Below are 23191 nucleotides of genomic sequence, written 5' to 3' on the forward strand. Positions count from 1 at the left end.
CGCTGGCCGCGGCACGCGACGTCGACCTCCCCTCCCTCGTCTCGGCGGCGCGGGAGGGGAACGCGCGTGCCGTCGCCCGGCTCATCTCCCTCGTCGAGGACGCCCACCCGGCCCTGCGCGAGCTGACGGCAGCCCTGGTGCCCCACGCCGGGCGGGCGCACGTCGTCGGGCTCACCGGCCCGCCGGGGGTGGGCAAGTCGACGACGACCAGCGCGCTCGTCGGCGCCTACCGGGCTCGTGGGCTCCGGGTCGGCGTGCTGGCCGTCGACCCCACGTCACCGTTCTCCGGCGGCGCCCTGCTCGGGGACCGGGTCCGGATGAGCGAGCACGCCGCCGACCCCGAGGTGTTCATCCGCTCGATGGCCTCCCGGGGGCACCTCGGCGGGCTGTCGTGGGCGGCCCCGGCCGCCGTCCGGGTGCTCGACGCGGCGGGGTGCGACGTCGTCCTGCTCGAGACGGTGGGGGTCGGGCAGAGCGAGGTCGAGGTGGCCGCGACGGCCGACACGACCGTCGTGCTCGTCGCGCCCGGGATGGGGGACGGGATCCAGGCGGCGAAGGCCGGCATCCTCGAGGTCGCCGACATCCTCGTCGTCAACAAGGCCGACCGGGACGGCGCCGACCGCACGGTCCGGGACCTGCGCAGCGCCGTCGCCATGGGGGAGCGCGACCGCACCGCGTGGCGCCCCCCGGTGCTGCGCACCGTCGCCACGTCGGCCACCGGCATCGCCGACCTCGTCGAGGCCGTCGACGGGCACCGCACGCACCTCGGTGTGGCGGGCCTCCGCGACCGCCGCACCCGCCGGGCCGCCCGCGAGGTGGAGGCGCTGGCCGTCGAGATGCTCCGCGCCCGGGTGGGCCGGGTCGCCGGGGACGACCGTCTCGCGGCGCTGGCCGCCGACGTCGTCGACGGCCGGAGCGACCCCTACCGGGCGGCGGACGCCATCGTCGCCGACGGGATCAGTCCGTCGGGTCGCTGAGCAGGCCGGGGGGCACGAGCCCGTCGGCGGGCATGGGGTGGGGCACGCCGGCGGTGATCCGGCTGCCGTCGGCGCGGGTGCCCCCGGTCTTCGGGGTGGTCCCCAGCAGGCCGGCGATCCGCAGGCCGTGACCGTCGAGCGGGACGACGACGGGGGAGTCGGGGCTCACGCCGTGCCGCGTCCCGCGGATCTCGACGGGGACCGTGTCGGTGCCGTCCTCGACGGTGATCTCGATCTGGGTCTCGGTGAGGTGCACCCGGATCCGCGTGCCGCTCCAGGTGAGGCGGTACACGAGGGAGCCCCAGCCCTCGGGGAGCCGCGGGTCGAACCTCAGCAGGCCGCCGTGGTCGCGCATCCCCCCGAACCCGGCCACGAGCGCGGACCACACCCCGCCGGCGGAGGCGACGTGGAGACCGTCGACGGTGTTGTCGTGCAGGTTCGCGAGGTCGACGTAGAGGGAGGCGCAGAAGTACTCCATCGCGGCCTCGTGGTAGCCGACCTCGGCGGCGATGACGGACTGCACGACGGCCGACAGCGTCGAGTCGCCGGTGGTGATGGGGTCGTAGTACTCGAAGTCGGCCCGCTTCTCCTCGAGCGAGAAGCGGTCGCCCTGGAGGTGGAGGGCGAGCACGACGTCGGCCTGCTTGAGGACCTGGAACCGGTAGATGACGAGTGGGTGGTAGTGCATGAGCAGCGGCCGCGCCGACGCCGGGGTGCGGCTGAGGTCCCAGACCTCCCGGTCGAGGAACAGGTCGTCCTGGGGGTGGATGCCGAGGCCCTCGTCGAACGGGATGTGCATCCCGGCCGCGCAGGACCGCCACTCGGTCACCTCGTCGTCGGTGATGCCGAGCCGGGCGGCGACCCGGTCCCACTCCTGCGGGCGCTCGACCCGCACCCGCTCGACCGCCGCGGCGGCCTGCTCGAGGTTGTAGCGGGCCATGACGTTGGTGAAGAGGTTGTTGTTGACGACCGTCGTGTACTCGTCGGGCCCGGTGACGCCGTGGATGTGGAAGCTCGGGGTCCCGTTGCTCCGCCAGAAGCCGAGGTCGGCGTACAGGCGGGCGGTCTCGACGAGGATCGCGAGGCCGTCCCGGACGAGGAAGCCGATGTCGTCGGTCGCCGCGAGGTACTGGGCGAGCGCGTGGGCGACGTCGGCGTCGATGTGGACCTGCGCGGTGCCGGCCGCGTAGTAGGCGGAGGCCTCCTCGCCGTTGATCGTCCGCCAGGGGAACAGCGCCCCGCGGTAGGACATCTCGCGTGCCCGTTCACGGGCCGCCGGCAGCATCCGGCTGCGGAAGTGCAGCAGGTTCCGGGCCAGGGACGGCTGGGTGTAGGTGAGGAACGGCGCGACGTAGACCTCGCTGTCCCAGAAGTAGTGGCCCTCGTAGCCGGAGCCGCTGACGCCCTTGGCCGGGATGCCCTGGCCGTCGGCACGACCGGAGGCCTGGGCGAGGGTGAGCAGGTTGTACCGCACCGCCTGCTGGAGCGCTGGTGCGTCCTGGGCGTCGGCTCCGATCTCGACGTCGCTCGCGGCCCAGAAGCGGTCGAACCACTCGCGCTGCTGGGCGTGGTGGTCCTCGACCGCGTGGGCGCCGCTGCGGTCCAGGGTCTGCTCGCACCGGTCGGCCAGCTCGCGGACGGGCAGGCTGCGGGAGGTGTGGTACGAGACGAGCTTCTCGATGCGCAGCCGGTGGCCCTCGCGGGCCTCGACGCGGTACACGGTCTTGGCCAGGTCGTCCTCGGCGCCGGTGATGATCTCGTAGGGGTCCGGCGTCGACATCGTGTGGTCGGCCATGACCGCCACGGTCATCTCCGAGTTCGCGCAGCGGTAGCCGAGCATCATCCGGTGCTCGGTGGCGCTGCGGAGCCGCGGCATGAGGACCCGGCCCTCGAACGCGCTCGCCTTGCGCGGGTCCGCCAGCGCGACCTTCGACCGGGCCCGGTCGTGGTACTCGTCGGCGCCGTCCTGCCGGTTCAGCAGCTGGGACGACACGACGACGGGGGCGTTGCCGGTGAGCATCGTCACCTCGAGGGTCATGAGGCACAGGTGCCGCTCGGTCATCGAGACCATCCGGGTGGAGTCGACCCGGACGCGCTTGCCGGACGGGGTCCGCCACACGAGCGCGCGGCGCAGGATGCCGTCCCGGAAGTCGAGGCTGCGCTCGTAGTGTTCGAGCTCGGCGATCCCGATGACGAGCGGCTCGTCGTCGACGTAGAGCTTCATGAGCTTGGCGTCCGGGACGTTGACGATGGTCTGGCCCGTCCGGGCGAAGCCGTAGGCGGCCTCGGCGTGCCGGATGGGCCAGGTCTCGTGGAAGCCGTTGACGAAGGTCCCGTGCTCGTACGCCTCGCGGCCCTCCTCCGGGTTGCCGCGCAGCCCGAGGTAGCCGTTGGCGACCGCGAAGAGCGTCTCGGTCACCCCCAGGTCCGCCTCGTCCGGGTAGTACTCGACGAGGCGCCACGGGTCCGTGGGGAAGCGGGTGCGGTCGATCGGGTCGGTCCCGATCCGGCCGGTCCTCACCACAGCTCCGCGAGGTCGGTCACGACGATGTGGGCCCCGGCCTCGCGCAGCGCGTCGGCACCGGCGCCCCGGTCGACTCCGACGACGAGGCCGAAGTCACCGGCGGCCCCGGCCCGGACCCCGGAGACGGCGTCCTCGATGACGACGGCCGCCGACGGGGCGGCGCCGCACTCACGCGCGGCGTGCTGGAAGGTGTCGGGTTCGGGCTTCCCCGGGAGCTCGAGGGCCGCGGCGACCGCGCCGTCGACGACGGTGACGAAGCGGCCGGTGAGCCCCGCGGCCGCGAGGACGGCCCGGGCGTTGGCCGACGACGACACGACGGCCAGGGGCATCCCGAGCTCGCGCAGGTGGTCGAGGAGCTCGAGCGACCCCGGGTAGGGCCGGACCCCGTCGCGCTCGAGGACGGTGGTGAATGCCGCGTTCTTGCGGTTGCCGAGCCCGCAGACCGTCTCGGCGTCCGGCGGGTCGGTGGGGGAGCCGTAGGGGAGGGCGATGTGGCGGGAGGCGAGGAGGTCGGCGACGCCCTCGTAGCGGGGCTTGCCGTCGACGTGCGCGTAGTAGTCCTCGTCGGTGTACGGCGAGGTGTCGGCGTCCTCGAAGCCCGGGCGGGACCTGTCCACTCCCGCGAGGTAGCCCGAGAACATCTCGGACCAGGCCGCCATGTGGACCTGCGCCGTGGGCGTGAGGACGCCGTCGAGGTCGAAGAGGGCAGCACCGTAGGAGCGCCAGGCCAGCGGACTCGAGCCGTTCACGGGCTCCACGCTAGGGACCCGGTGCTGGAACGCACAATCGCCACACCGGGCCACCCGCTAGCGTGACCGCTGTGAGTGAGCCGGTCCGCCTGCCGTTCGACCCGATCGCGCGGGCCCGCGAGCTGTGGGTCGAGCGCTGGGGCGAGGGCGCGGCCGCGGACGCGATGGCGACCGCCACGTCCGTCATGCGCGTCCAGCAGCTGCTCCTCGCGCGCTTCGACGCCATCGCCGGGCGCCACGGCCTCACCTTCGCCCGGTACGAGGCGCTCGTGCTCCTCGCGTTCAGCCGTTCCGGACGGCTGTCGATGTCGCGGATCGGTGAACGGCTCATGGTCCATCCGACGAGCGCCACGAACATCGTCCAACGGCTCGTGGCGCAGGGCTTCGTCGAGCGGGTCCCCAACCCGGCCGACCGGCGCGGAGCGTTCGCCGTCCTCACCGCGGCCGGGCTCACCGCGATGGAGGCCGTGACGGCCGACCTCGTCGCCGCGGACTTCGGGCTCGCGATGGTGGGGCCGCAAGGACACGACGAGCTGTTCTCCCTGTTACGGGAGGTGCGGGTGGGGTCCGGCGACTTCACGACCTGAGAGCGGGGATTTGTCCTGCGGCCGGGGCGTTTGTCATCGTGGAGGGTCATCTCGCGTCCCGGAGCCACCGCTCCGGGCCCCCCGGAACGCGAAGGAACACATTGTGATGGTCAGGATCGCCGTACGTGCCGTCGGTGCGCTGCTCGCCCTGCTCGGGCTCGCGCTCACCGTCGTCGGGGCGTGGTTCGCGACGCAGCTGGGCGCCTCGGGGACCGCCGAGTTCACGACTCGCCCCGCCGCCGGCCAGCCGGTGCTGTTCACCCCCGACGTCCTCAACCGGGTCGACGCCGACATCGTGGTCACCGCCACCCCCACCGAGGGCGGGCGGGTCTGGATGGCCAAGGCCAACCCCTCGGACGCCACGGCGGTCCTCGGGGACGCCCGGCACGTCGAGATCACCGGTGTCGAGGTGCGGGACTGGGCGCTGCTCAGCGCCGAGCGGGGGTCCGCCGAGCCCCCCGGCCTCGGGGCTGCCGACCTGTGGCGCGCGCAGGACGACGCGCAGGGACCGGTGTCGCTGACGGTGACCCAGGACCAGGCACCGGAGTCCGTCGTCGTCGCCGTCGACGAGGGGTCGATCGAGAGCCTCACGATGCGCGTCGCCGACAAGCGCTGGTTCGTCGAGGCCGTCGTCGCCGCCCTCGTCGGCCTCTTCCTCGTCGTCGCGGGGGTCATCGCGCTCTGGCCACGCCGCCACACCGAGGAGCACCCCGCGCACGACGACGCCCCGACCGCCGACCACCAGGAGGTGGCCCCATGACCCGCCGACCCGCCCGCCGCAGCCTGCGCCGCACCACGACTCTGATCGTCGCCGCCGGGCTCGCGTTCGGCACCGCGGCCTGCGGCACCGCCACCGACGCCCTCGTCGGCCTCGAGCCCGCGCCGTCCGAGTCCGCGGCGGCCGCGCCGCTGGACACCGACGGGGCCGCGGCCATCGCGGCGCGGCTCCTCGACGCGCGCCTCGCCGCCTCCGCGACCAAGGGCGAGGAGGGCGACAAGGCCCGCGCCGAGGTGCTCACCGGCGATGCCCTGACCGTCGCCGACCGGGCCGCCGCCATGGGTGTCGCGGACCCGCGTGCCGAGCAGCTGACGAAGGAGGCCGAGCCCACCGTGCTCGCCCAGTCGCGCGGCCGGGACTGGCCGCGCGCCATCCTCGCGACGACCCTCGACTCGACCACGAACACCCAGTTCCTCCACGTCATGGTGTCGGAGTCCCCGGAGGACCCGTTCAAGATCACCTCGACGGTCGCGATGCTCGGCGGCGCCGAGCTGCCGGCCCTGGGCTCGGCGAACGCCGGCGCCCCCTTCGTCGACCCGGAGGTGGGCGACGGGCTCGTCATGTCACCCGCCAAGGCGTTCGGCCAGTACGCCGCCGCCCTCGCGCGGCCGGCGCCGAAGAAGGCCCCGGCCTCGGTCGCCGCGGACGACGCGTTCGCCGCGGCCCTGCGCGACTCCGCGAGCCGGCAGGCCAAGGCCCTCGGCAAGCTCGGCACCCTCAAGCAGGAGCACAAGCCCTACCTGGACGACGCGGTGGCGTTCCGCCTCGCCGACGGCGGGGTCGTCGCGTTCGGCCTGCTGCGCCGCACCGACACCATCGCGGTCCGCGAGGGCGCCAAGGAGCTCGTCCTGCCCTCGGAGCTCGCGAAGCTCGTCGGGAAGAAGCGGGTGCAGAAGTCGGTGGCCCTGACCAGCCTGGAGCCGGTCGTCCTCGTCGTGCCCACCGAGGGCGACGTCACCGTGATCGGGGCGAGCGACCTGCTGTACCGCGGCAAGGGATCCTGACCCGCGCGCACCCGCCGACCCACACCTGGGGGAGAATCCGACCATGACGCAGACACCCGAGCCCTCCGGCGCCCGTGGCGCCATCGACCTGTCCGCGATCGGTGCCCCCGCAGCCGCCGCCGCGCAGGCCCAGGCCCCCGGGGGCCCGGCGGCCGGCGGCATCCCCGACGGGCTCCTCGTCGAGGTCACCGCGGCCACCCTGCAGCAGGCGCTGACCCGCACCGTCAAGGTCGCGGGCGTCCTCGTCCTGTGGGCCTCGGAGCACCCGCAGACCCGCCAGCTCGTCGACACCGTTGCCGCGGTGGCGGCCCGCCAGAACGGCAAGGTCATCGTCCTCGCGGCGGACCTCTCGACGTCCCCCGAGCTGGTCCAGGCCTTCCAGCCGCTGCTCGTGCAGGCCTTCGGCCAGCCGACGGTCCCGGCCACCTTCGGGCTCATCCAGGGCCAGCCGGTGCCGCTCTTCCCCGGGATCGCCGACGCCGAGCAGGTCGGGCAGGCCATCGACCAGCTGCTCCAGGCCGCCGTCCAGAACGGGATCACGGGCCGGGTCGACCTCGGCCCGGTGCCGGGCCAGGAGGAGGGCGCCGAGGAGGAGGTCCCGCCGCTGCACCAGGCCGCCTACGACGCCATCGAGCGGGGTGACCTCACCGCCGCGGCGGCCGCCTACGAGCAGGCGCTGGCCGAGAACCCCCAGGACGAGGACGCCCGCCTCGGGCTCGCGCAGGTCCGGCTCATGGAGCGCACGGCCGACGTCGACATCACCGCCGCACGCGGGGCCGCCGCCGCCGACCCGGACGACGTCGACGCCGCCCTCGTCGTCGCCGACCTCGACGTCCTCGGTGGCCACGTCGAGGACGCCTTCACCCGCCTCGTCGACCTCGTCCGCAGCACCGAGGGTGAGGACCGGGACCGCGTGCGCACCCACCTCATCGAGCTCTTCTCGGTCGTCGGCAACGACGACGAGCGTGTCCGCAAGGGCCGCACCGCCCTGATGAGTGCATTGTTCTGACCGTGACCGTCACCACCCTCGTCGACCACGTCCGGTTCGGGCTCGTCCTGGACGACCCCACCGTCACCGGCGTGACCCTGGAGTGCGACTCCGTGCTGGCCGGGGGTCGCGACCTCGAGCGCACCGACGACGGCTGGGTGCTCGACCTGCCCCGCCCCGACCTCGCCCGGATCGAGTACCGGTTCCGGGTCCACCGGGGCAGCGAGACCGAGGAGGTGCTCGACCCGGCGAACCCGCTGACGGTCCGCACCGCCTTCGGCGAGCGGTCCGTCGTGGAGCTGCCCGGGTACCTGCGGCCGTGGTGGCTCGACGCCGACGCCCCGGACGGGCGGTTCGAGGCGCAGGCCGTCGCGGGCGAGACCACCCACGACGTCCCCGTCACCGTGTGGTCGCCCGAGGGGCTGGCCGACGAGGACCCGGCCCCGATGCTCGTCGTCCACGACGGGCCCGAGTACGACGACCTCGCCGACGTGACCCGGTACAGCGCCGCCCTCGTCGCGGCCGGCACCCTGCCGCCGCACCGGGTGGCCCTGGCGCACCCCGTGGCGCGCGACGCGTGGTACTCCGGCTCGCCGCGCTACCTGCGGACGATCTCGGCCGCGGGGATCGACCGGCTCGCCGCCCGGTACGCCCTGACCGGGCCGGTCGCGGTCATGGGGGCGAGCCTGGGCGGGCTGACGGCGCTGCTCGTCGGGCTCACCGGCGCGCCCCGGGTGGGGGCGGTGTTCTCGCAGTCGGGGTCCTTCTTCCAGCTCCGTCACGACCACTCCGAGAGCGGCTACCGGTACTTCGACCGGATCTCGCGGGCCGTCCAGGCCGTCCTGGACATGCGCGAGGCCGAGCACCCGCTCGTCGTGGGGCTCACGTGCGGGGCGCAGGAGGAGAACGCGGCGAACAACCGGGACATGGCGGCGGCGCTGCGGCGTGCCGGCCACGACGTGCGGCACCGGGAGGTCCCGGACCTGCACAACTACACGGCCTGGCGCGACGCGCTGGACCCGGCGCTCACCGAGGTGCTCCAGGCGGTGTGGTCCGGGCACCGCGGCCGGGACTGAGGCCCCGCTAGGGTCGGGACGTATGGAGCGGCGCAGCGTCCGACTCGCAGTCCCGGGGCACGACGGGGACCTCGAGGTCGTCCGGCACGGGCACTGGGGGCGGCCGGTGCTGCTCTTCCCGTCCGAGGCCGGGGCGGCGGTCGACGCCGAGGGCAACGGGATGCTCGACGCCGTGCGACCGCTGGTCGACGCCGGCCGGATGAGCCTGTTCTGCGTCGACTCCCTCGACGGCTGGTCCTGGGCCGACACCTCGCTGCCCACCGAGGAGCGCGCCCGCCGGGCCGGGACGTACACCGCGTGGCTGTCCGAGGCCGTCCTGCCGTGGGTCCAGGGGGAGTCCGGCGGCTCGAGCGAGATCATCGCCGTCGGTCCGTCGCTGGGGGCCTACCACGCCGTCCATCTCGCCCTCACCCGTGCCGACGTGGTCCCGATGGCGATCGGGCTCTCCGGCAACTACGACCCGAGCACGTGGAACGGCTGGGGCGACCTGGGCAACGCCACGTACTTCGCCAACCCCACCGCCTACCTCGCGAACGCGACCGGTGACCACCTCGACTGGCTGCGCTCCCGGGTGTCGGTGCTGCTCGTCGTGGGGGAAGGGCCGTTCGAGGTCTCGCCTACCCGGTCGCTGCCCGCGACCCGCGCCTTCGCCGAGGTGCTCGCCGCCCGGGGCATCCGTCACGAGCTCGACGTCTGGGGCCACGACAGCGCCCACGACTGGCCCTGGTGGCAGCGCCAGCTCGCCCACCATCTGCCCCGCTTCGTCTGAACGGAAAGGACATCACCGTGGCTTCCACCACCGATCACCTCGTCGGCCTGCTCCTCGGCGCCGAGGAGGACTGGCCGACGGCGTTCGAGTCCCTCGCCCGGCGGCTCGGGGTGCTCACCGCCCCGGACGGCTCGCAGCACACGGTGACGACGGAGCGGATGACGATCGAGCCGTTCAACCTGCGCGACACGCCGCGCCACGAGCTCGTCATCGACCGGCTCGCGCACTGGTACTACCACCCCCGCGAGTGGCTGAAGAAGGTCGCGCTCATGGACGACGTGTACCTCCTCAACAGCCCCTTCACGTTCCAGTCGATGGAGAAGCACTCCGCGTACTGCGCCCTCATGCGCCTCGGCTTCCACGTGCCCGAGACCGTGCTGGTCCCGTACAAGAACCCCGTCGACAACGCGCGGTGGGCCTACACCTCGGCGAGGTACAACCGCGGCTTCGACCTGGATGAGATCGCCGACAGCCTGGGCTACCCGTTGTACATGAAGCCGTTCGACGGGGGTGGCTGGCGCGGGGTGTCGCAGGTCAGCAGCCGGGAGGACCTGCACCGGTCCTACGACGACTCCGGCGAGATGCTCATGCACCTCCAGGCGTCGGTGCCGGACTTCGAGCACTTCGCCCGGTCGCTGACCATCGGGCCCGAGACGATGGTCATGAAGTTCCAGCCCGACCAGCCGATGCACGACCGGTACACCGTGGCGCACGGCTTCCTCTCCGACGAGGTGGGCCGGGAGGTCGTCACGACGAGCCAGACCGTCAACGCCTTCTTCCGGTGGGAGTTCAACTCCTGCGAGATGCTCGTCAAGGACGGGGTCGTCTACCCGATCGACTACGCCAACGCCTGCCCGGACGTCGCCGTCACCTCGCTGCACTACTACTTCCCGTGGGCGATGTCGGCGCTGCTGCGGTGGACCGCCTTCTGCGTCGTCACCGGGCGCAAGCCGCGCACCCAGGTCGACACCGGGCCCTGGTTCGCCGTCGCCGACGACGAGGTGCTCGACCACCAGGGCCGGCTGGGGGCCTACCAGTCCCTTGCCGACGAGTACTTCGAGACCGAGCGCTACCGGGCGTTCTGCGAGAGCACCCTGCCGCACCTCGACGAGATGGTCCTGGAGTGGATCGCCGGCGACGAGTTCCGGTCCCTGCTCACCTCGACGATCCACCAGACCTACCCGCCGCAGGAGTGGGACCGGTTCGAGGCGCACTTCGGGGGGCTGCTCGGGATGTGGCTCTCCGACGAGCAGGCCCGCCTGGCTCAGGCTCCCGCCGACTGACCCGCCGGACCCTGCGCGGCCGCCGATCGGCTCGACCGGCGACGACGCGCTCAGTAGCGGACGGCCAGGGCCGGTGCCACCATCGGGAGATGACCGACCGCGAGGAGTTCCGCACGTGGGTGCACTCGGTGCTCACGGAGGCGGAGGTCGCCCTCCACAACGGGGACGCCGGACCGCGCCGCGCCATCTGGTCACATCACGACCCGGTGTCCGTGTTCGGCGCCTGGAGGGACGCCCGCGGGCAGCAGGAGGTCGACGAGCTCTTCACCCACCTCGCGGACAGCCTCACGGACTGCACGTCCTTCCGTTTCGAGCTGCTGGACGCCGAGGTGCGCGGCGACACCGCCTACACGGTGGGCCTGGAGCACACCTCCGTGTCCGTCGGCGGTGTTCCGCGGGCGTACACGCTGCGCGTGACCCAGATCTACCGGCGTGAGGCCGGCGAATGGACAGTGGTGCACCGGCACGGGAGCCCGCCGCCCGAGTAGCCGGGTCCCGGTGCGCGGCGCCGCGTCGGAGGCTGCCCGCTTTCCCGGGTCACCCGAGAAACCCGCGCTCCACCCGGGGAGGGTTCCCCTGCGGAGTGCGGGCTTCCCGGGTAGACATCGCGGTCGCTGGTGAGCGCCGTCGGGCGCGCGGTGCCCGGTCCTGACCGACGTCTCCGCCGACCACCCGCACCCCGGCCGCACAGCACCTGTGGGCAGCCCCACTCGCAGGTCCATGGCGTGGGAGGGTGAGGCATGGCCACCGCTGACGACAACGAGCTCGACGCCTTCTGGGACATCGCCCGGGAGCACGCCGGTCTGTCGGGGGTGCCCGTCTACACCGGCGAGAACCCGGTACGCAGGCTCCGGCCCCCCGCGTGGGCGTTCGGCGCGACCCCGGAACAGGCCGACGAGCTGCTCGGCCTCGTCCTCGACGGAACCAAGACGGCGACCGCGAGCTCCCATGCCGACTACGCCACGGAGGGGGAGGAGCTGCCCGTGCCGGGGATGCTCGGCATCGTCCTCGACGGGGCCGGCCACCCGCGGGCCCTCGTCGCGACGACCGAGACGCGGGTCGTCCCCTTCGACGAGGTGGACGCCGAGCACGCCCGGGACGAGGGGGAGGGCGACGGCAGCTTGGAGCACTGGCGGGCGGTCCACGAGCGCTTCTTCACCGAGCACGCCGCCGGTGGCTTCCGGCCGGACATGCTCGTCGTCCTCGAGCGCTTCCAGGTCCTCTACGCCCCGTCCTGACGCCCCGCCTTCGGCCTCGCTCCAGCCCCGTGCTGCCGCGGTCGAACGACGAGAACATGCCGCGAGAGCAGCACCCCGGACGGCATGTTCTCGTCGTTCGTCCGGGCACGCAGCTGATGCCGAGGGGGCACAACCGCGTAATGCGATCGACAGTGTCACGTCCGAAGGAGTAGACAGTGACCATCGATCGGGGGGCAGCGATGAAGCGCAGTGGACTGGTCCCGGCGCTCGCGGCGGCGTCGTTGGTCCTTGCGGGCTGCTCCACCTCCGGAGACACGTCCGCCAGCCCGTCATCGGCGTCATCGGCCACAGCTGGGGTCCCGTTGTCGCTGGTGGTCATCGGCGATTCCATCCCGTACAACGCTCAGAGTGACTGCCCGAACTGCAGGGGCTTCGTCACCAGGTACGCCGAGGCCCTCGCCGAGGGCACCGGCCGCGAGGTGGTGACCACGAACCGTTCACAGCACACGGGCCTCACCTTGCCTGGCCTGATGAGGGAGCTGCCGGACCTGCGGGACGAGCTCAGCGGCGCAGACGTCATCATCATCGGCATCGCCCACAACAGCTTTCCGCTCAACGACGAGGCGCCGTGCGGGTCGCCGGTCGACCCTGCGACGGGCTCGATCGAGGACTGGTCCCGGGTCGACGAGACGTGCGCTGCCCAGGCGACAACCACGTCACGTCCTGTCTTTGACGAGCTGTACTCGACGGTCGCCAGGTGGCGAGCCGGCACGCCCACCATCCTGCTCACGGTCAACCGGTACAACGACTGGATCGGCTTCGATGGGGCGCAGCTGACCCCCGCGCAGGCGGCGAGGACGGTGCTCCTTCATGACGCGTGGAACACGATGTTGTGCGACTCGGCCGAGTCCAACGGGTTCGACTGTGTGGACGTCTACCACGCCTTCAACGGCGACGACGGGTCCGAACCATCGGCCGACCTACTGGCCGACGACTACACCCACCCCTCCCAGCTCGGGAACGACGAGATCGCTCGACTTCTCACCGCGAGGGGCTATGCGCCCCTCGGATGAGAAACCGTGCAGCCCACCCGCAGGTGGCCGCGGCTCGATCCCGGCCGGGCTGTTGCGTCCTGTCGTTCGGTCGTCGCACCGTCCGGAGCGGCACGACAGGTGAGGTGGCACCGATGGGAGGGGTGATGGGCGAGATCGACCCGCTCAGCGACGAGGATCTCCAGAGGGTCCGGCTGGAGCCGGTGACGCCTCACGACGGCACGATCCTGTTGGTGGACTCCGACCCGGAGTGGCCGACTCTGTTCGCCAGGGAGGCTGCCCGGATCCGCGAGGTGCTGGGGCCTGCAGTGATCCGCCTCGAGCACGCAGGATCCACCTCGGTGCCCGGACTGGTGGCCAAGCCGATCATCGACATCGTCTTGGTGGTGCCCGACTCCTCCGATGAGCCCAGCTATGTCCCGGTCCTGACAGCGGCCGGCTACAGGTTGGTGATCCGGGAGCCCGGCTGGTTCGAGCACCGCGTGTTCAAGGGTCCCGACACCGACATCACCATGCACGTGTTCACCGAAGGCGCCGCCGAGATCGACCGGATGCTCCGCTTCCGTGACCGGCTGCGAGCCGATGAGCGAGATCGTGAGCTGTACGCGCGGACCAAGCGAATGCTGGCGGGGCGGCGCTGGCGCCACGTCCAGCACTACGCACAGGCGAAGTCCGAGGTGGTGAACCAGATCCTCTTGCATGCCTCGGACCGGGTGGACGAGAGCGCACGGCGACGAGTCCTCGACGAGGCCGCCGCGGCGTTGAACGACGAGGACATGCCGTGAGGCCGGCACCCCGTACGGCATGTCCTCGTCTCTCGTCCGGGACGGCACCGGATGCCGTGGGGGCGCCCGACGGCCCAGCGGTCAGTCGCCGAGGGCGGCGCTCACCACGTCGCGGGCCTCGGCCTGGACCTGGGCGAGGTGGTCGGGGCCGCGGAAGGACTCGGCGTAGATCTTGTAGACGTCCTCGGTGCCCGACGGCCGGGCCGCGAACCACGCCGACTCCGTGACGACCTTCAGCCCGCCGATCGCGGCGCCGTTGCCCGGGGCCTCGGTGAGCTTGGCCGTGATCGGCTCGCCCGCCAGGGACTCGGCGGAGACGTCGTCGGGGGAGAGGGCGCCCAGCTTCGCCTTCTGGGCCCGGTCGGCGGGTGCGTCGATGCGCGCGTAGGCCGGCTCACCGTGCCGGGCGGTGAGCTCGGCGTACAGCTGGGACGGCGTCTTCCCGGTGGTCGCGATGATCTCGGAGGCGAGCAGGGCCAGGAGGATCCCGTCCTTGTCGGTGGTCCACACCGACCCGTCCCGGCGCAGGAACGAGGCGCCGGCCGACTCCTCGCCGCCGAACGGGCCGGAGCCGTCGAGCAGCCCGGGCACGAACCACTTGAAGCCGACCGGCACCTCGACGAGCGTGCGGCCCAGGTCCTCGGCGACCCGGTCGATCATCGAGCTCGACACGAGGGTCTTGCCGATGAACCCGTCGTCGCGCCACTGCGGGCGGGCGCCGCCGTAGAGGTACTGGATGGCGACCGAGAGGTAGTGGTTGGGGTTCATGAGCCCGGCGTCGGGGGTGACGATGCCGTGCCGGTCGCTGTCGGCGTCGTTGCCCGTCGCGACGTCGTACTCGTCGCGACGCTCGATGAGCGAGGCCATGGCCGACGGTGACGAGCAGTCCATCCGGATCTTGCCGTCCCAGTCCAACGTCATGAAGCGCCACGTCGCGTCGACGAGCGGGTTGACGACGGTGAGGTCGAGCCGGAGCCGCTCGGCGATGGCCCCCCAGTAGTCGACGGCCGCGCCGCCGAGCGGGTCCGCGCCGATCCGCACCCCGGCCGAGCGGATGGCGTCGATGTCGAGCACGCTCGGAAGGTCCTCGACGTAGGTGCCGAGGAAGTCGTAGGTGCCGACCGTCGCCCGGGCGCGGGCGAACGGGACCCGCCGGACCCCGTCGAGCCCCGCCCGGATGTAGGCGTTGGCGGCCGCCGCGATGACCTTCGTGGCGTCCGAGTCGGCCGGCCCGCCGTGGGGCGGGTTGTACTTGAAGCCGCCGTCGGTGGGCGGGTTGTGCGACGGGGTGACGACGATGCCGTCGGCGAGCCCGCGCCCGGCCGGCATGTCGGAGACGCCCGAGACCTTGCCCCGGTTCGCCACGAGGATGGCGTGCGAGACGGCCGGGGTGGGGGTGTACCGGTCGTCGGCGTCGACGAGCACGGCGACGTCGTTGGCCACGAGCACCTCGAGCGCGGTGGCCCAGGCCGGCTCGGACAGGCCGTGGGTGTCGCGCCCGATGAACAGCGGGCCGTCGTAGCCCTGCTCGCGGCGGTAGTCGCAGATGGCCTGCGTGGTGGCGAGGATGTGCGCCTCGTTGAACGAGGTCTTCAGGCTCGACCCGCGGTGCCCGGAGGTGCCGAACGCCACCTGCTGGTCGACGTCCTCGGGGTCGGGCTCCCGGGTGTAGTACGCCGTGACGAGCGAGGCGACGTCGACGAGGTCGGCGGGCTGTGCAGGCTGTCCGGCGCGTGAGGAGCTCATGGCCTCGATCCTCGCAGAGTCCCGGGGGGCCGGTGAAGACCCCGATGTCGGCCGGATCACTCCCGGTCGGGACTTTCGGCACTTCCGAGGGGTTCCGGCCCCGGGATACCAATGGGGGTATGAACACCACGAAGCATCTCGTCGTCCTCGGGGCCGGAACGGCCGGGACGATGGTCGTCAACAAGCTGCGTCGCCGTCTGCCGGCGGATCAGTGGACGATCACCGTCGTCAACAAGGACGAGGTCCACGACTACCAGCCCGGCTACCTCTTCATCCCGTTCGGGCTCAACACCCCCGAGCAGGTCCGCAAGCAGACCCGGCCCTTCATCCACGACGGCATCGAGCTGCTCATCGGCGACGTCGAGCGCGTCGACACCGCCGCGAACGAGGTGCGCCTCACCGACGGTCGGGTGCTGCCCTACGACCAGCTCGTCATCGCCACGGGCACCACCCCGCGCCCCGACCAGACCGAGGGGACCCTCGGCATCCAGTGGCACCGGGAGGTCGGCGAGTTCTACACCTACGAGGGTGCGGTGGCCCTGCGCGACCGGCTCGACACCTTCGAGGGCGGGCGGCTCGTCGTCCACATCACCGAGCTGCCCATCAAGTGCCCCGTCGCGCCCCTGGAGTTCGCCTTCCTCGCCGACGACTGGCTGCGCCGGCGCGGGCTGCGCGAGAAGACCGAGCTCGTCTTCGTCACGCCGCTGGACGGCGCGTTCACCAAGCCCGTGGCCAGCCGCACCCTCGGCGGTCTCCTGGCGGAGAAGGGCATCATCGTCGAGCCCGACTTCATGGTCGAGCGGATCGACCAGGAGCGCCAGGTGCTCGTCTCCTACGACGAGCGCGAGGTCGCCTACGACCAGCTCGTGACGGTACCGCTCAACATGGGCGCGGACTTCGTCGCCGCCTCCGGGCTGGGGGACGAGCTCAACTACGTCCCCGTCGACAAGCACACCTTCCTCGCCACCGGGCACGACAACGTGTTCGCGCTCGGGGACGCCAACAACATCCCGACGAGCAAGGCCGGTTCGGTCGCGCACTTCTCGGTCGAGGTCTTCGTCGACAACTTCCTCGAGCACATCGCCGGCCGCCCGATGCCGCACAGCTTCGACGGGCACGCCAACTGCTTCGTCGAGTCGGGCCACGGCAAGGCGCTGCTCCTGGACTTCAACTACGACACCGAGCCGCTGACCGGCTCCTTCCCCATCCCCAAGGTCGGCCCGATGACCCTGCTGGGGGAGTCCCGCGCCAACCACCTCGGCAAGCTCGCGTTCCGCCACATCTACTGGAACGCGCTCCTCCCCGGACGCCCGCTCGGCCTCCCCGCCGAGATGTCGATGTCCGGCAAGAACCCCGCCTGAGCACCCCCCTGAAAGGACACCCACCATGACGACGACGACGATCGCCGGCCACGAGCTCGAGGTCAACGAGGAGGGCTTCCTCACCCACCCCGAGCAGTGGACCGAGGACCTCGCACCCGAGCTCGCCCGGCTCATCGGCCTCGAGCTCACCGACGCGCACTGGACGCTGATCCGCTTCCTCCGCCAGGACTACGCCACCGAGGGTGAGACGGCGACGCTGCGCCGGGTCTCGACCCGCACGGACACCCCGATCAAGTCGCTGTTCGCGCTCTTCCCCGGCAAGCCGGCCAAGAAGATGGCGTACGTCTCCGGGCTGCCCAAGCCCAAGGGCTGCGTCTGACCCCCACCACCCACCCCGACGAGCACCAGGAGAACCCCATGACCGCCACCACCGACGCCGCCCCGGCCGTCGTCCCCTCGTTCGACGAGCCGGAGGGCGCGGGCCGCAAGCTCGCCATCATCTGCTCCAAGGGCAACCTCGACATGGCCTACCCGGGCCTGATCCTCGCCAACGCCGCCGTCGGCGAGGGCGTGGAGACGCACATGTTCTTCACGTTCTGGGGCTTCGACATCATCAACAAGGCCACGATGGGCGACCTGAAGTTCAGCTTCGTCGGCAACACCGCGATGCACCCGCCGGGCCACTCCGGGATGGGCGTGCACCACATGCTCGGCGCGCTCCCCGGCGCGACGAACGCGGCCACGAAGATGATGAAGAAGCAGCTGGCCGACCTCGAGGTTCCCGACGTCCCCGAGTTCCTCGAGATGCTGAGCGGCGCCGGGGTCCACCTGTGGGCCTGCCGGATGTCGGCCGACATGAACCACCTGAGCGAGGACGACCTCTACGACGACGTCGAGGCGATCATCTCGGCGAGCGACTTCATCGAGCTCACCGAGGGCGCCCAGCTGCTCTTCATCTGAGGGTTCGGGCGGTCAGTCGGTCACCGGGACGAGGTAGAGCGTCGCCAGCCGCGCGACCCGCACGGTGACCGACCAGGGCTGGTCGTTCCACGGCGTCGCCTCGGCCTCGAGGACGGCGCCGGCCTGGCTCGGCGAGCTCGCCTCGTCGTAGCCGCTCGTGTCGAGGACCACCTCCCAGGACCCCGCCCGGGGCACGCCGACGCGCACCCACTCCTTGTCCTCGCCGCTGTAGTTGACGACGGAGGCGACGACGTCCCCGGACCCGTCGGCCCGCTCGAAGCGCAGGTAGGACAGCAGGTTGCCGGTGTTGTCGTCGGCGTCGAGCCAGCGGAAGCCCGCCGGCTGGGAGTCCAGCGCCCACATCGCCGGGTGCTCGCGGTACAGCGTGTTCAGCTGCTTGACGAGGTTGTGGACCCGGTAGTGCGCGGCGTGGTCGAGCAGCCACCACTCCAGCGAACGGCCGTCGGCCCACTCCTGCGGCTGGGCGAACTCGCAGCCCATGAACAGCAGCTGCTTGCCGGGGTGGCTCCACATGTAGGCGAGGAAGGCACGCACGGTCGCGAGCTGGTCGGCGCGATCGCCCGGCATCTTGGTGAGCAGCGACCCCTTGCCGTGGACGACCTCGTCGTGGCTGATCGGCAGGACGAAGTTCTCGCTGAACGCGTACATGAGCGAGAAGGTCAGCAGGTTGTGGTGGTACTGGCGGTGGACCGGCTCCTCCTCGACGTAGCGCAGCGTGTCGTTCATCCAGCCCATGTTCCACTTCAGGCCGAAGCCCAGGCCGCCGGTGTTCGTCGGCTTCGTGACCCCCGGCCACGATGTCGACTCCTCGGCGATCGTCACGACCCCGGGCACCCGCTTGTACGCCGTGGCGTTCGCCTCCTGGAGCAGCCCGATGGCCTCGAGGTGCTCCCGCCCGCCGTGCACGTTGGGGATCCACTCCCCGTCGCGCCGGGAGTAGTCGAGGTACAGCATCGAGGCGACGGCATCGACCCGGAGGCCGTCGATGTGGAACTCGTCGAGCCAGTACACGGCGTTGGCGACGAGGAAGTTGCGCACCTCGAGCCGGCCGAAGTCGAAGACGTGGGTGCCCCAGTCGGGCTGGTCCCCACGGCGGGGGTCCGGGTGCTCGTAGAGCGGGAGGCCGTCGAAGCGCGCGAGGGCGAACTCGTCGCGCGGGAAGTGCCCCGGGACCCAGTCGAGGATGACGCCGATGCCGGCGCGGTGCAGGGCGTCGACGAGGTACTTGAACTCGTCCGGGGTGCCGAACCGTGCCGTCGGGGCGTAGTACCCGGTCACCTGGTAGCCCCAGGACGGCCCGTACGGGTGCTCCATGACGGGCAGCAGCTCGACGTGGGTGAAGCCGAGGTCGGAGACGTAGTTGACGAGGTGCTCGGCGAGCTCGGTGTAGGTGAGCCCCTGACGCCAGGAGCCGAGGTGGACCTCGTAGACGCTCATCGGGCCCGTGTGCGCGTCGGACGCGGCCCGCTGCTCCATCCACGCGTCGTCGGTCCAGGCGTGCGTGGAGTCGTCGACGACGGAGCCGGTACGCGGCGGGCACTCGGTGCGTCGGGCCATCGGGTCGGCCTTGGTGCGGACGACGTCGTCGGCGCCGCGGATCTCGTACTTGTAGACGTCACCCGGGCCGACGCCGGGCACGAAGAGCTCCCAGACCCCGCTGCCGCCGATGAGCCGCATCGGGTTGGCGCGCCCGTCCCAGGCGTTGAAGTCGCCGACGACCCGGACCGCCTTGGCGCGCGGCGCCCACACGGCGAACGAGGTCCCGGAGACCGACCCGAGCGGGCCGGTGTACTCACGGACCCGTGCCCCGAGCACCGTCCACAGCTGCTCGTGGCGTCCCTCGCCGACGAGGTGCAGGTCCATGTCACCGAGGGTGGGCGCGAACCGGTACGGGTCGTCCTGCTCGTGCTCGACCCCGTCGCCCCACGCGACGAGCAGCCGGTAGTCCATCGTCCGGGTCGCGTCGGTACGGACCGCGGTCCAGACCCCTTCCGCCTCGTGCTCGAGGGTCAGCTCCTCGCCGTCCTCGAACCGGATCCGGACCGACTCGGCGAGGGGCTTGAGGACGCGCAGGCGCAGCCCGCCGTGCTCCATGTGCTGGCCGAGCAGGTCGTGTGGCTGCTGGTGGCGGCCCTGGACGAGCGCGGTGATGGCACCGCCGACCTCGGGGCTGGGGGTGGGAGTCACGAAGAACCTCCTTGGGAGGTGGGGGGAGCAGGGTGGTCGGTGAGTCGCTGGATGGCGCCGAGGGGGATCCCCAGCCAGGCGGGGCGGTTGCGCGCCTCGTAGACGACCTCGTACATCGCCTTGTCGAGCTCGAACGCCGCCAGGAGCGCCCCCAGCCGACGGGGGTCCGCTCCGGCCTCGGCGGCGTACCCGTCGAGGAACGCCTGCTGGGCGACGGTGACCCACTCACGGGCCGAGCGCCCGGTGGCCTGCTCGCGCGTCCCCCCGACGTAGTCGACGCTGCGGAGCATCCCGGCGATGTCGCGGATCCACTGGTCGGGCAGCGACCGCTCGGCGAGGGAGCGCAGCGGCTCGCCCTCGAAGTCGAGCAGGACCCAGCCGCGGTCCGGGGAGTACAGGACCTGCCCGAGGTGGTAGTCGCCGTGGATGCGCTGGAGGTCGGGCCACGGGCCGGTGGCGGCCGCGGCGAGGACGGACTCGACGGCGGGCCGGACGCTCTCGAGGTCGGGGACCTCGGCGACGGCGTCGTCGAAGCGGAGGCGCATCCCCGCGAGGATGGCCTGGACCTGCTCCGGCGTCGTGGGGCTCGTGCCGAGCGCGGTCGCCAGGGCGAGGTGCACCTGCGCCGTCGCGACCCCGAGCTCGTGCGCGGGCCCGCGCAGGTCGGTGCCCTCCTCGGCCGCACGCAGCGCCACCCGCCAGGCGTCCTCGACGCCCGGGAGGAACTCCTGCACGAAGGCGAGGTGCCCGGTGGCGGGGCGGTCGCCCTCGGGCGTCGGATGCGGCCACCCGCCGACGACGGACCCGACGACGCCGGGGACCCGCCGGGAGCCGGCGTCGACGAGGGCGCCCTGGAGGACGACGTCTGGGTTCTCGCCGGGGGAGAGCATCCGGAAGACCTTGACGATGAGCGGGACGTGCGCGCCGTCGTCGGTCTCGGTGTCGAGGATGACCGAGGTGTTGGACTGCTCGCCCGTGAGCACCTGGGCGGCGGTGACCCGGACCGCTCGTGTCCAGCTGGGCTGCCCCACGCCGCGGACGGACTCCTCGACGGCGTCGGACTCCAACGACGACGCCGCCCGGACCCGGCCCTGGACGAGCTCGAGCAGCTGGGTGGCGTACACGGGGTCGTGCGGGGCGTCGTACACCCAGCGCCGGCCGAGGACGGAGTGCTCCATCGTGCCGACGAGAGCGTGGTCGGCCGAGGCCAGCGGCTCCCCCCGGTAGGTGAACGGCACCTGGTAGACGACCGGCTCGTCACCGGACTCGTCGGCGACGACGAGGGTCTCGATCCCGACCTCGCCGGCCGGGTCGTCGAGCCGCCACCGGGCGAGCAGCCGGAGCCGGGGGCGGCTGCCCTTGGCGGCGTACCAGCGCTGGGCGCCCATCCACTCCTCGAGCAGCTCGAGCTTGCTCGGCGTGATCGTCGCATCGTGGTGGAGCTCAGCCATGCTCACCCCCGACCGGGGGCTCGAGCGAGAGCCAGAAGAAGTCGCGTGACCCGAGGGTGACGGTGAGCTCCCCGCCGGGGCCGACATCGGGGAAGCCGGTGCCACCGAAGAGGTCGCGGGTCTGCCAGCCCGCGAAGTCGCCGGGGAGGGTCACGGTGCTCGCCGCGGGACGCGAGGCCAGGTTGTTGACGCAGAGGACGGCGCGAGCGGAGCGGTCCTCGACGTCGCGGTCCCGGCGGTCGACCCGCACGTAGGCGAGCACCCGCTCGTGGGTGGACGCGCAGACCTCGAAGTCGCCGAGCCCGAACACCGGGTGCTCCCGCCGCACGGCGAGCATGCCCCGGACCCAGTGCAGCCGGGAGGAGCCCGACGCCATCTGGGCCTCGACGTTGACGTGGTTGTGGTGGTAGACGAGCGACTGGATGACCGGCAGGTACAGCTTGCCGGGGTCGGCGGTGGAGAAGCCCGCGTTGCGGTCGGGCGTCCACTGCATCGGCGTGCGGACGGCGTCCCGGTCGTCGAGCCAGATGTTGTCGCCCATCCCGATCTCGTCGCCGTAGTACAGGCAGGGCGAGCCGGGCAGCGACAGCAGGAGCGCGTGGATCAGCTCGTACTCGGGCCGGGAGTTGTCGAGCAGCGGCGCGAGCCGCCGGCGGATGCCGACGTTGGCGCGCATCCGGGGGTCGGGGGCGTACCAGCCGTACATCGCGGCCCGCTGCTCGGGCGTCACCATCTCGAGGGTCAGCTCGTCGTGGTTGCGCAGGAACGTGCCCCACTGCGTCCCCGGCGGGATGGCCGGGGTGTCGGCGAGGACGTCGATGATCGGCGCCGCCTTCTCCTCGCGCAGCGAGTAGTACAGCATCGGCATGACCGGGAAGTGGAAGCACATCTGGCACTCGGGGGACTCCTCGGTGCCGTAGTAGTCGACGACGTCCCCGGGCGGCTGGTTCGCCTCGGCGATGAGGATGCGGCCCGGGTACTCGGCGTCGACCATCGCCCGCAGCTTCGCGAGGAAGGCGTGGGTCTTGGGGTGGTTCTCGCCGTTGTGGCCCTCCTCCTCGTAGAGGTAGGGGACGGCGTCGAGCCGGAAGCCGTCGATGCCCATGTCCATCCAGAACCGGACGACGTCGAAGATCGCCTCGTGGACGGCCTCGTTCTCGAAGTTGAGGTCGGGCTGGTGGCTGAAGAACCGGTGCCAGAAGAACTGCCGGCGGATCGGGTCGAACGTCCAGTTCGAGGTCTCGGTGTCGATGAAGATGATCCGGGCGTCGGTGTACTTGTCGTCGGTGTCGGACCACACGTAGAAGTCGCCGTACGGCCCGTCCGGGTCGCTGCGCGAGGCCTGGAACCACGGGTGCAGGTCGCTCGTGTGGTTCATGACGAGGTCGGTGACGATCCGGATGCCGCGCGCGTGCGCCTGGGTGATGAGCTCGCGGAACTCCGGCAGCGTGCCGAACTCGGCCAGCACCTGGGTGTAGTCCGAGATGTCGTAGCCGCCGTCGCGCAGCGGGCTCGCGTAGAAGGGCGGCAGCCACAGGCAGTCGACCCCGAGCCACTGGAGGTAGTCGAGCCGGTTGATGATGCCCGCGAAGTCGCCCTCGCCGGAGCCCGTGGAGTCACCGAAGGCCCGCACGAGGACCTCGTAGAACACCGCGGTGCGGAACCACTCGGGGTCGTGGCGCAGCCCGGGCTGGTTCATCCCCAGCCCGGGGGTGCTGTGCCCCATACCGGGG

Annotated in this window: 21 protein-coding genes; 15 read left to right on the forward strand and 6 right to left on the reverse strand. The window is 72.0% G+C overall.

The annotated features are described in order from the left end of the window. The first annotated feature begins 2 nt into the window (after positions 1 to 2). Positions 3 to 977: a methylmalonyl Co-A mutase-associated GTPase MeaB gene (gene meaB / locus Q0963_RS01235; protein WP_299442424.1), complete on the forward strand. Its 975-nt coding sequence runs from the start codon at positions 3 to 5 to the stop codon at positions 975 to 977. Here the strand turns inward: meaB and Q0963_RS01240 are convergent. Continuing rightward, positions 958 to 3498, reverse strand: coding sequence for a glycoside hydrolase family 65 protein (locus Q0963_RS01240; protein WP_299441293.1), 2541 nt, complete (start codon positions 3496 to 3498; stop codon positions 958 to 960). The two genes, meaB and Q0963_RS01240, sit on opposite strands and share 20 nt — an antisense overlap. After that, positions 3495 to 4250: an HAD family phosphatase gene (locus Q0963_RS01245; protein WP_299441296.1), complete on the reverse strand. Its 756-nt coding sequence runs from the start codon at positions 4248 to 4250 to the stop codon at positions 3495 to 3497. The genes Q0963_RS01240 and Q0963_RS01245 overlap by 4 nt, the downstream gene beginning before the upstream one ends. A gap of 71 nt (positions 4251 to 4321) precedes the next feature. Between Q0963_RS01245 and Q0963_RS01250 the strand changes: the two genes are divergently transcribed. From Q0963_RS01250 to Q0963_RS01300, 11 genes are all read left to right on the forward strand, one after another. Further along, entirely contained in the window at positions 4322 to 4837 is a 516-nt protein-coding gene (locus tag Q0963_RS01250) for a MarR family winged helix-turn-helix transcriptional regulator (RefSeq protein ID WP_299441299.1), read from the forward strand. Between the two features lie 106 nt (positions 4838 to 4943). Further along, complete coding sequence (locus Q0963_RS01255; RefSeq protein ID WP_299441301.1) at positions 4944 to 5597, forward strand: hypothetical protein; 654 nt, start codon at positions 4944 to 4946, stop codon at positions 5595 to 5597. Further along, positions 5594 to 6619, forward strand: coding sequence for a hypothetical protein (locus Q0963_RS01260; protein ID WP_299441304.1), 1026 nt, complete (start codon positions 5594 to 5596; stop codon positions 6617 to 6619). The genes Q0963_RS01255 and Q0963_RS01260 overlap by 4 nt, the downstream gene beginning before the upstream one ends. A gap of 43 nt (positions 6620 to 6662) precedes the next feature. Then, complete coding sequence (locus Q0963_RS01265; protein ID WP_299441307.1) at positions 6663 to 7628, forward strand: co-chaperone YbbN; 966 nt, start codon at positions 6663 to 6665, stop codon at positions 7626 to 7628. Positions 7629 to 7630: 2 nt separating this feature from the next. Next, the gene (locus Q0963_RS01270) at positions 7631 to 8683 is read left to right on the forward strand and encodes an alpha/beta hydrolase-fold protein (RefSeq protein ID WP_299441310.1); all 1053 of its coding nucleotides are present in this window, start codon (positions 7631 to 7633) and stop codon (positions 8681 to 8683) included. Positions 8684 to 8705: 22 nt separating this feature from the next. Then, positions 8706 to 9452 carry an esterase family protein gene (locus tag Q0963_RS01275; protein WP_299441313.1) on the forward strand — a complete coding sequence of 249 codons (747 nt, stop codon included), beginning with the start codon at positions 8706 to 8708 and terminating at the stop codon, positions 9450 to 9452. 17 nt (positions 9453 to 9469) lie between these two features. Continuing rightward, a complete protein-coding gene (locus tag Q0963_RS01280) occupies positions 9470 to 10735 on the forward strand; it encodes a RimK family alpha-L-glutamate ligase (RefSeq protein ID WP_299441315.1) in 1266 nt (421 codons plus the stop codon). A gap of 89 nt (positions 10736 to 10824) precedes the next feature. Continuing rightward, the gene (locus Q0963_RS01285; protein ID WP_299441317.1) at positions 10825 to 11223 is read left to right on the forward strand and encodes a nuclear transport factor 2 family protein; all 399 of its coding nucleotides are present in this window, start codon (positions 10825 to 10827) and stop codon (positions 11221 to 11223) included. Between the two features lie 252 nt (positions 11224 to 11475). Next, complete coding sequence (locus Q0963_RS01290; RefSeq protein ID WP_299441319.1) at positions 11476 to 11973, forward strand: ASCH domain-containing protein; 498 nt, start codon at positions 11476 to 11478, stop codon at positions 11971 to 11973. Between the two features lie 176 nt (positions 11974 to 12149). Next, a complete protein-coding gene (locus Q0963_RS01295) occupies positions 12150 to 13007 on the forward strand; it encodes an SGNH/GDSL hydrolase family protein (RefSeq protein ID WP_299441322.1) in 858 nt (285 codons plus the stop codon). A 125-nt stretch (positions 13008 to 13132) separates the two neighbouring features. Then, the gene (locus Q0963_RS01300; RefSeq protein ID WP_299441324.1) at positions 13133 to 13771 is read left to right on the forward strand and encodes a GrpB family protein; all 639 of its coding nucleotides are present in this window, start codon (positions 13133 to 13135) and stop codon (positions 13769 to 13771) included. Positions 13772 to 13852: 81 nt separating this feature from the next. Here the strand turns inward: Q0963_RS01300 and pgm are convergent, their stop codons facing one another. Next, positions 13853 to 15517 carry a phosphoglucomutase (alpha-D-glucose-1,6-bisphosphate-dependent) gene (pgm, locus tag Q0963_RS01305; RefSeq protein WP_299441327.1) on the reverse strand — a complete coding sequence of 555 codons (1665 nt, stop codon included), beginning with the start codon at positions 15515 to 15517 and terminating at the stop codon, positions 13853 to 13855. A 119-nt stretch (positions 15518 to 15636) separates the two neighbouring features. On the opposite strand from pgm, the gene Q0963_RS01310 reads away from it, so the two are divergent. From Q0963_RS01310 to Q0963_RS01320, 3 genes are read left to right on the forward strand one after another with little or no spacing between them, the layout of a single operon-like run. Beyond that, complete coding sequence (locus Q0963_RS01310) at positions 15637 to 16878, forward strand: NAD(P)/FAD-dependent oxidoreductase (protein ID WP_299441330.1); 1242 nt, start codon at positions 15637 to 15639, stop codon at positions 16876 to 16878. Between the two features lie 25 nt (positions 16879 to 16903). After that, positions 16904 to 17218 (forward strand): TusE/DsrC/DsvC family sulfur relay protein, encoded by a 315-nt coding sequence (locus Q0963_RS01315; RefSeq protein ID WP_299441333.1) that lies wholly within the window; start codon positions 16904 to 16906, stop codon positions 17216 to 17218. 38 nt (positions 17219 to 17256) lie between these two features. Beyond that, positions 17257 to 17799, forward strand: a complete 543-nt coding sequence (locus Q0963_RS01320; protein ID WP_299441336.1) for a DsrE/DsrF/DrsH-like family protein — start codon at positions 17257 to 17259, stop codon at positions 17797 to 17799. Positions 17800 to 17811: 12 nt separating this feature from the next. On the opposite strand, the gene glgB is transcribed toward Q0963_RS01320, so the two are convergent. The 3 genes from glgB to treS are packed head-to-tail and all read right to left on the reverse strand — an operon-like array spanning position 17812 to position 23184. After that, a complete protein-coding gene (gene glgB, locus Q0963_RS01325; RefSeq protein ID WP_299441339.1) occupies positions 17812 to 20007 on the reverse strand; it encodes a 1,4-alpha-glucan branching protein GlgB in 2196 nt (731 codons plus the stop codon). After that, positions 20004 to 21458 (reverse strand): maltokinase N-terminal cap-like domain-containing protein, encoded by a 1455-nt coding sequence (locus Q0963_RS01330; RefSeq protein WP_299441342.1) that lies wholly within the window; start codon positions 21456 to 21458, stop codon positions 20004 to 20006. The genes glgB and Q0963_RS01330 overlap by 4 nt, the downstream gene beginning before the upstream one ends. Further along, complete coding sequence (gene treS, locus Q0963_RS01335) at positions 21451 to 23184, reverse strand: maltose alpha-D-glucosyltransferase (RefSeq protein ID WP_299442427.1); 1734 nt, start codon at positions 23182 to 23184, stop codon at positions 21451 to 21453. Before treS ends, Q0963_RS01330 begins: the two co-directional genes overlap by 8 nt. Between the last annotated feature and the right edge of the window lie 7 nt (positions 23185 to 23191).

Source organism: uncultured Phycicoccus sp., from assembly GCF_947495705.1.
In the GTDB taxonomy this organism is placed as follows: domain Bacteria; phylum Actinomycetota; class Actinomycetes; order Actinomycetales; family Dermatophilaceae; genus Phycicoccus.

Coding starts and splice junctions, on each gene's coding strand:
- Q0963_RS01255 (WP_299441301.1), top strand. CDS start 4,944: ATGGTCAGGATCGCCGTACGTGCCGTCGGTGCGCTGCTCGCCCTGCTC.
- Q0963_RS01260 (WP_299441304.1), top strand. CDS start 5,594: ATGACCCGCCGACCCGCCCGCCGCAGCCTGCGCCGCACCACGACTCTG.
- Q0963_RS01265 (WP_299441307.1), top strand. CDS start 6,663: ATGACGCAGACACCCGAGCCCTCCGGCGCCCGTGGCGCCATCGACCTG.
- Q0963_RS01275 (WP_299441313.1), top strand. CDS start 8,706: ATGGAGCGGCGCAGCGTCCGACTCGCAGTCCCGGGGCACGACGGGGAC.
- Q0963_RS01285 (WP_299441317.1), top strand. CDS start 10,825: ATGACCGACCGCGAGGAGTTCCGCACGTGGGTGCACTCGGTGCTCACG.
- Q0963_RS01290 (WP_299441319.1), top strand. CDS start 11,476: ATGGCCACCGCTGACGACAACGAGCTCGACGCCTTCTGGGACATCGCC.
- Q0963_RS01300 (WP_299441324.1), top strand. CDS start 13,133: ATGGGCGAGATCGACCCGCTCAGCGACGAGGATCTCCAGAGGGTCCGG.
- pgm (WP_299441327.1), bottom strand. CDS start 15,517: ATGAGCTCCTCACGCGCCGGACAGCCTGCACAGCCCGCCGACCTCGTC.
- Q0963_RS01310 (WP_299441330.1), top strand. CDS start 15,637: ATGAACACCACGAAGCATCTCGTCGTCCTCGGGGCCGGAACGGCCGGG.
- Q0963_RS01315 (WP_299441333.1), top strand. CDS start 16,904: ATGACGACGACGACGATCGCCGGCCACGAGCTCGAGGTCAACGAGGAG.
- Q0963_RS01320 (WP_299441336.1), top strand. CDS start 17,257: ATGACCGCCACCACCGACGCCGCCCCGGCCGTCGTCCCCTCGTTCGAC.
- Q0963_RS01330 (WP_299441342.1), bottom strand. CDS start 21,458: ATGGCTGAGCTCCACCACGATGCGACGATCACGCCGAGCAAGCTCGAG.
- treS (WP_299442427.1), bottom strand. CDS start 23,184: ATGGGGCACAGCACCCCCGGGCTGGGGATGAACCAGCCCGGGCTGCGC.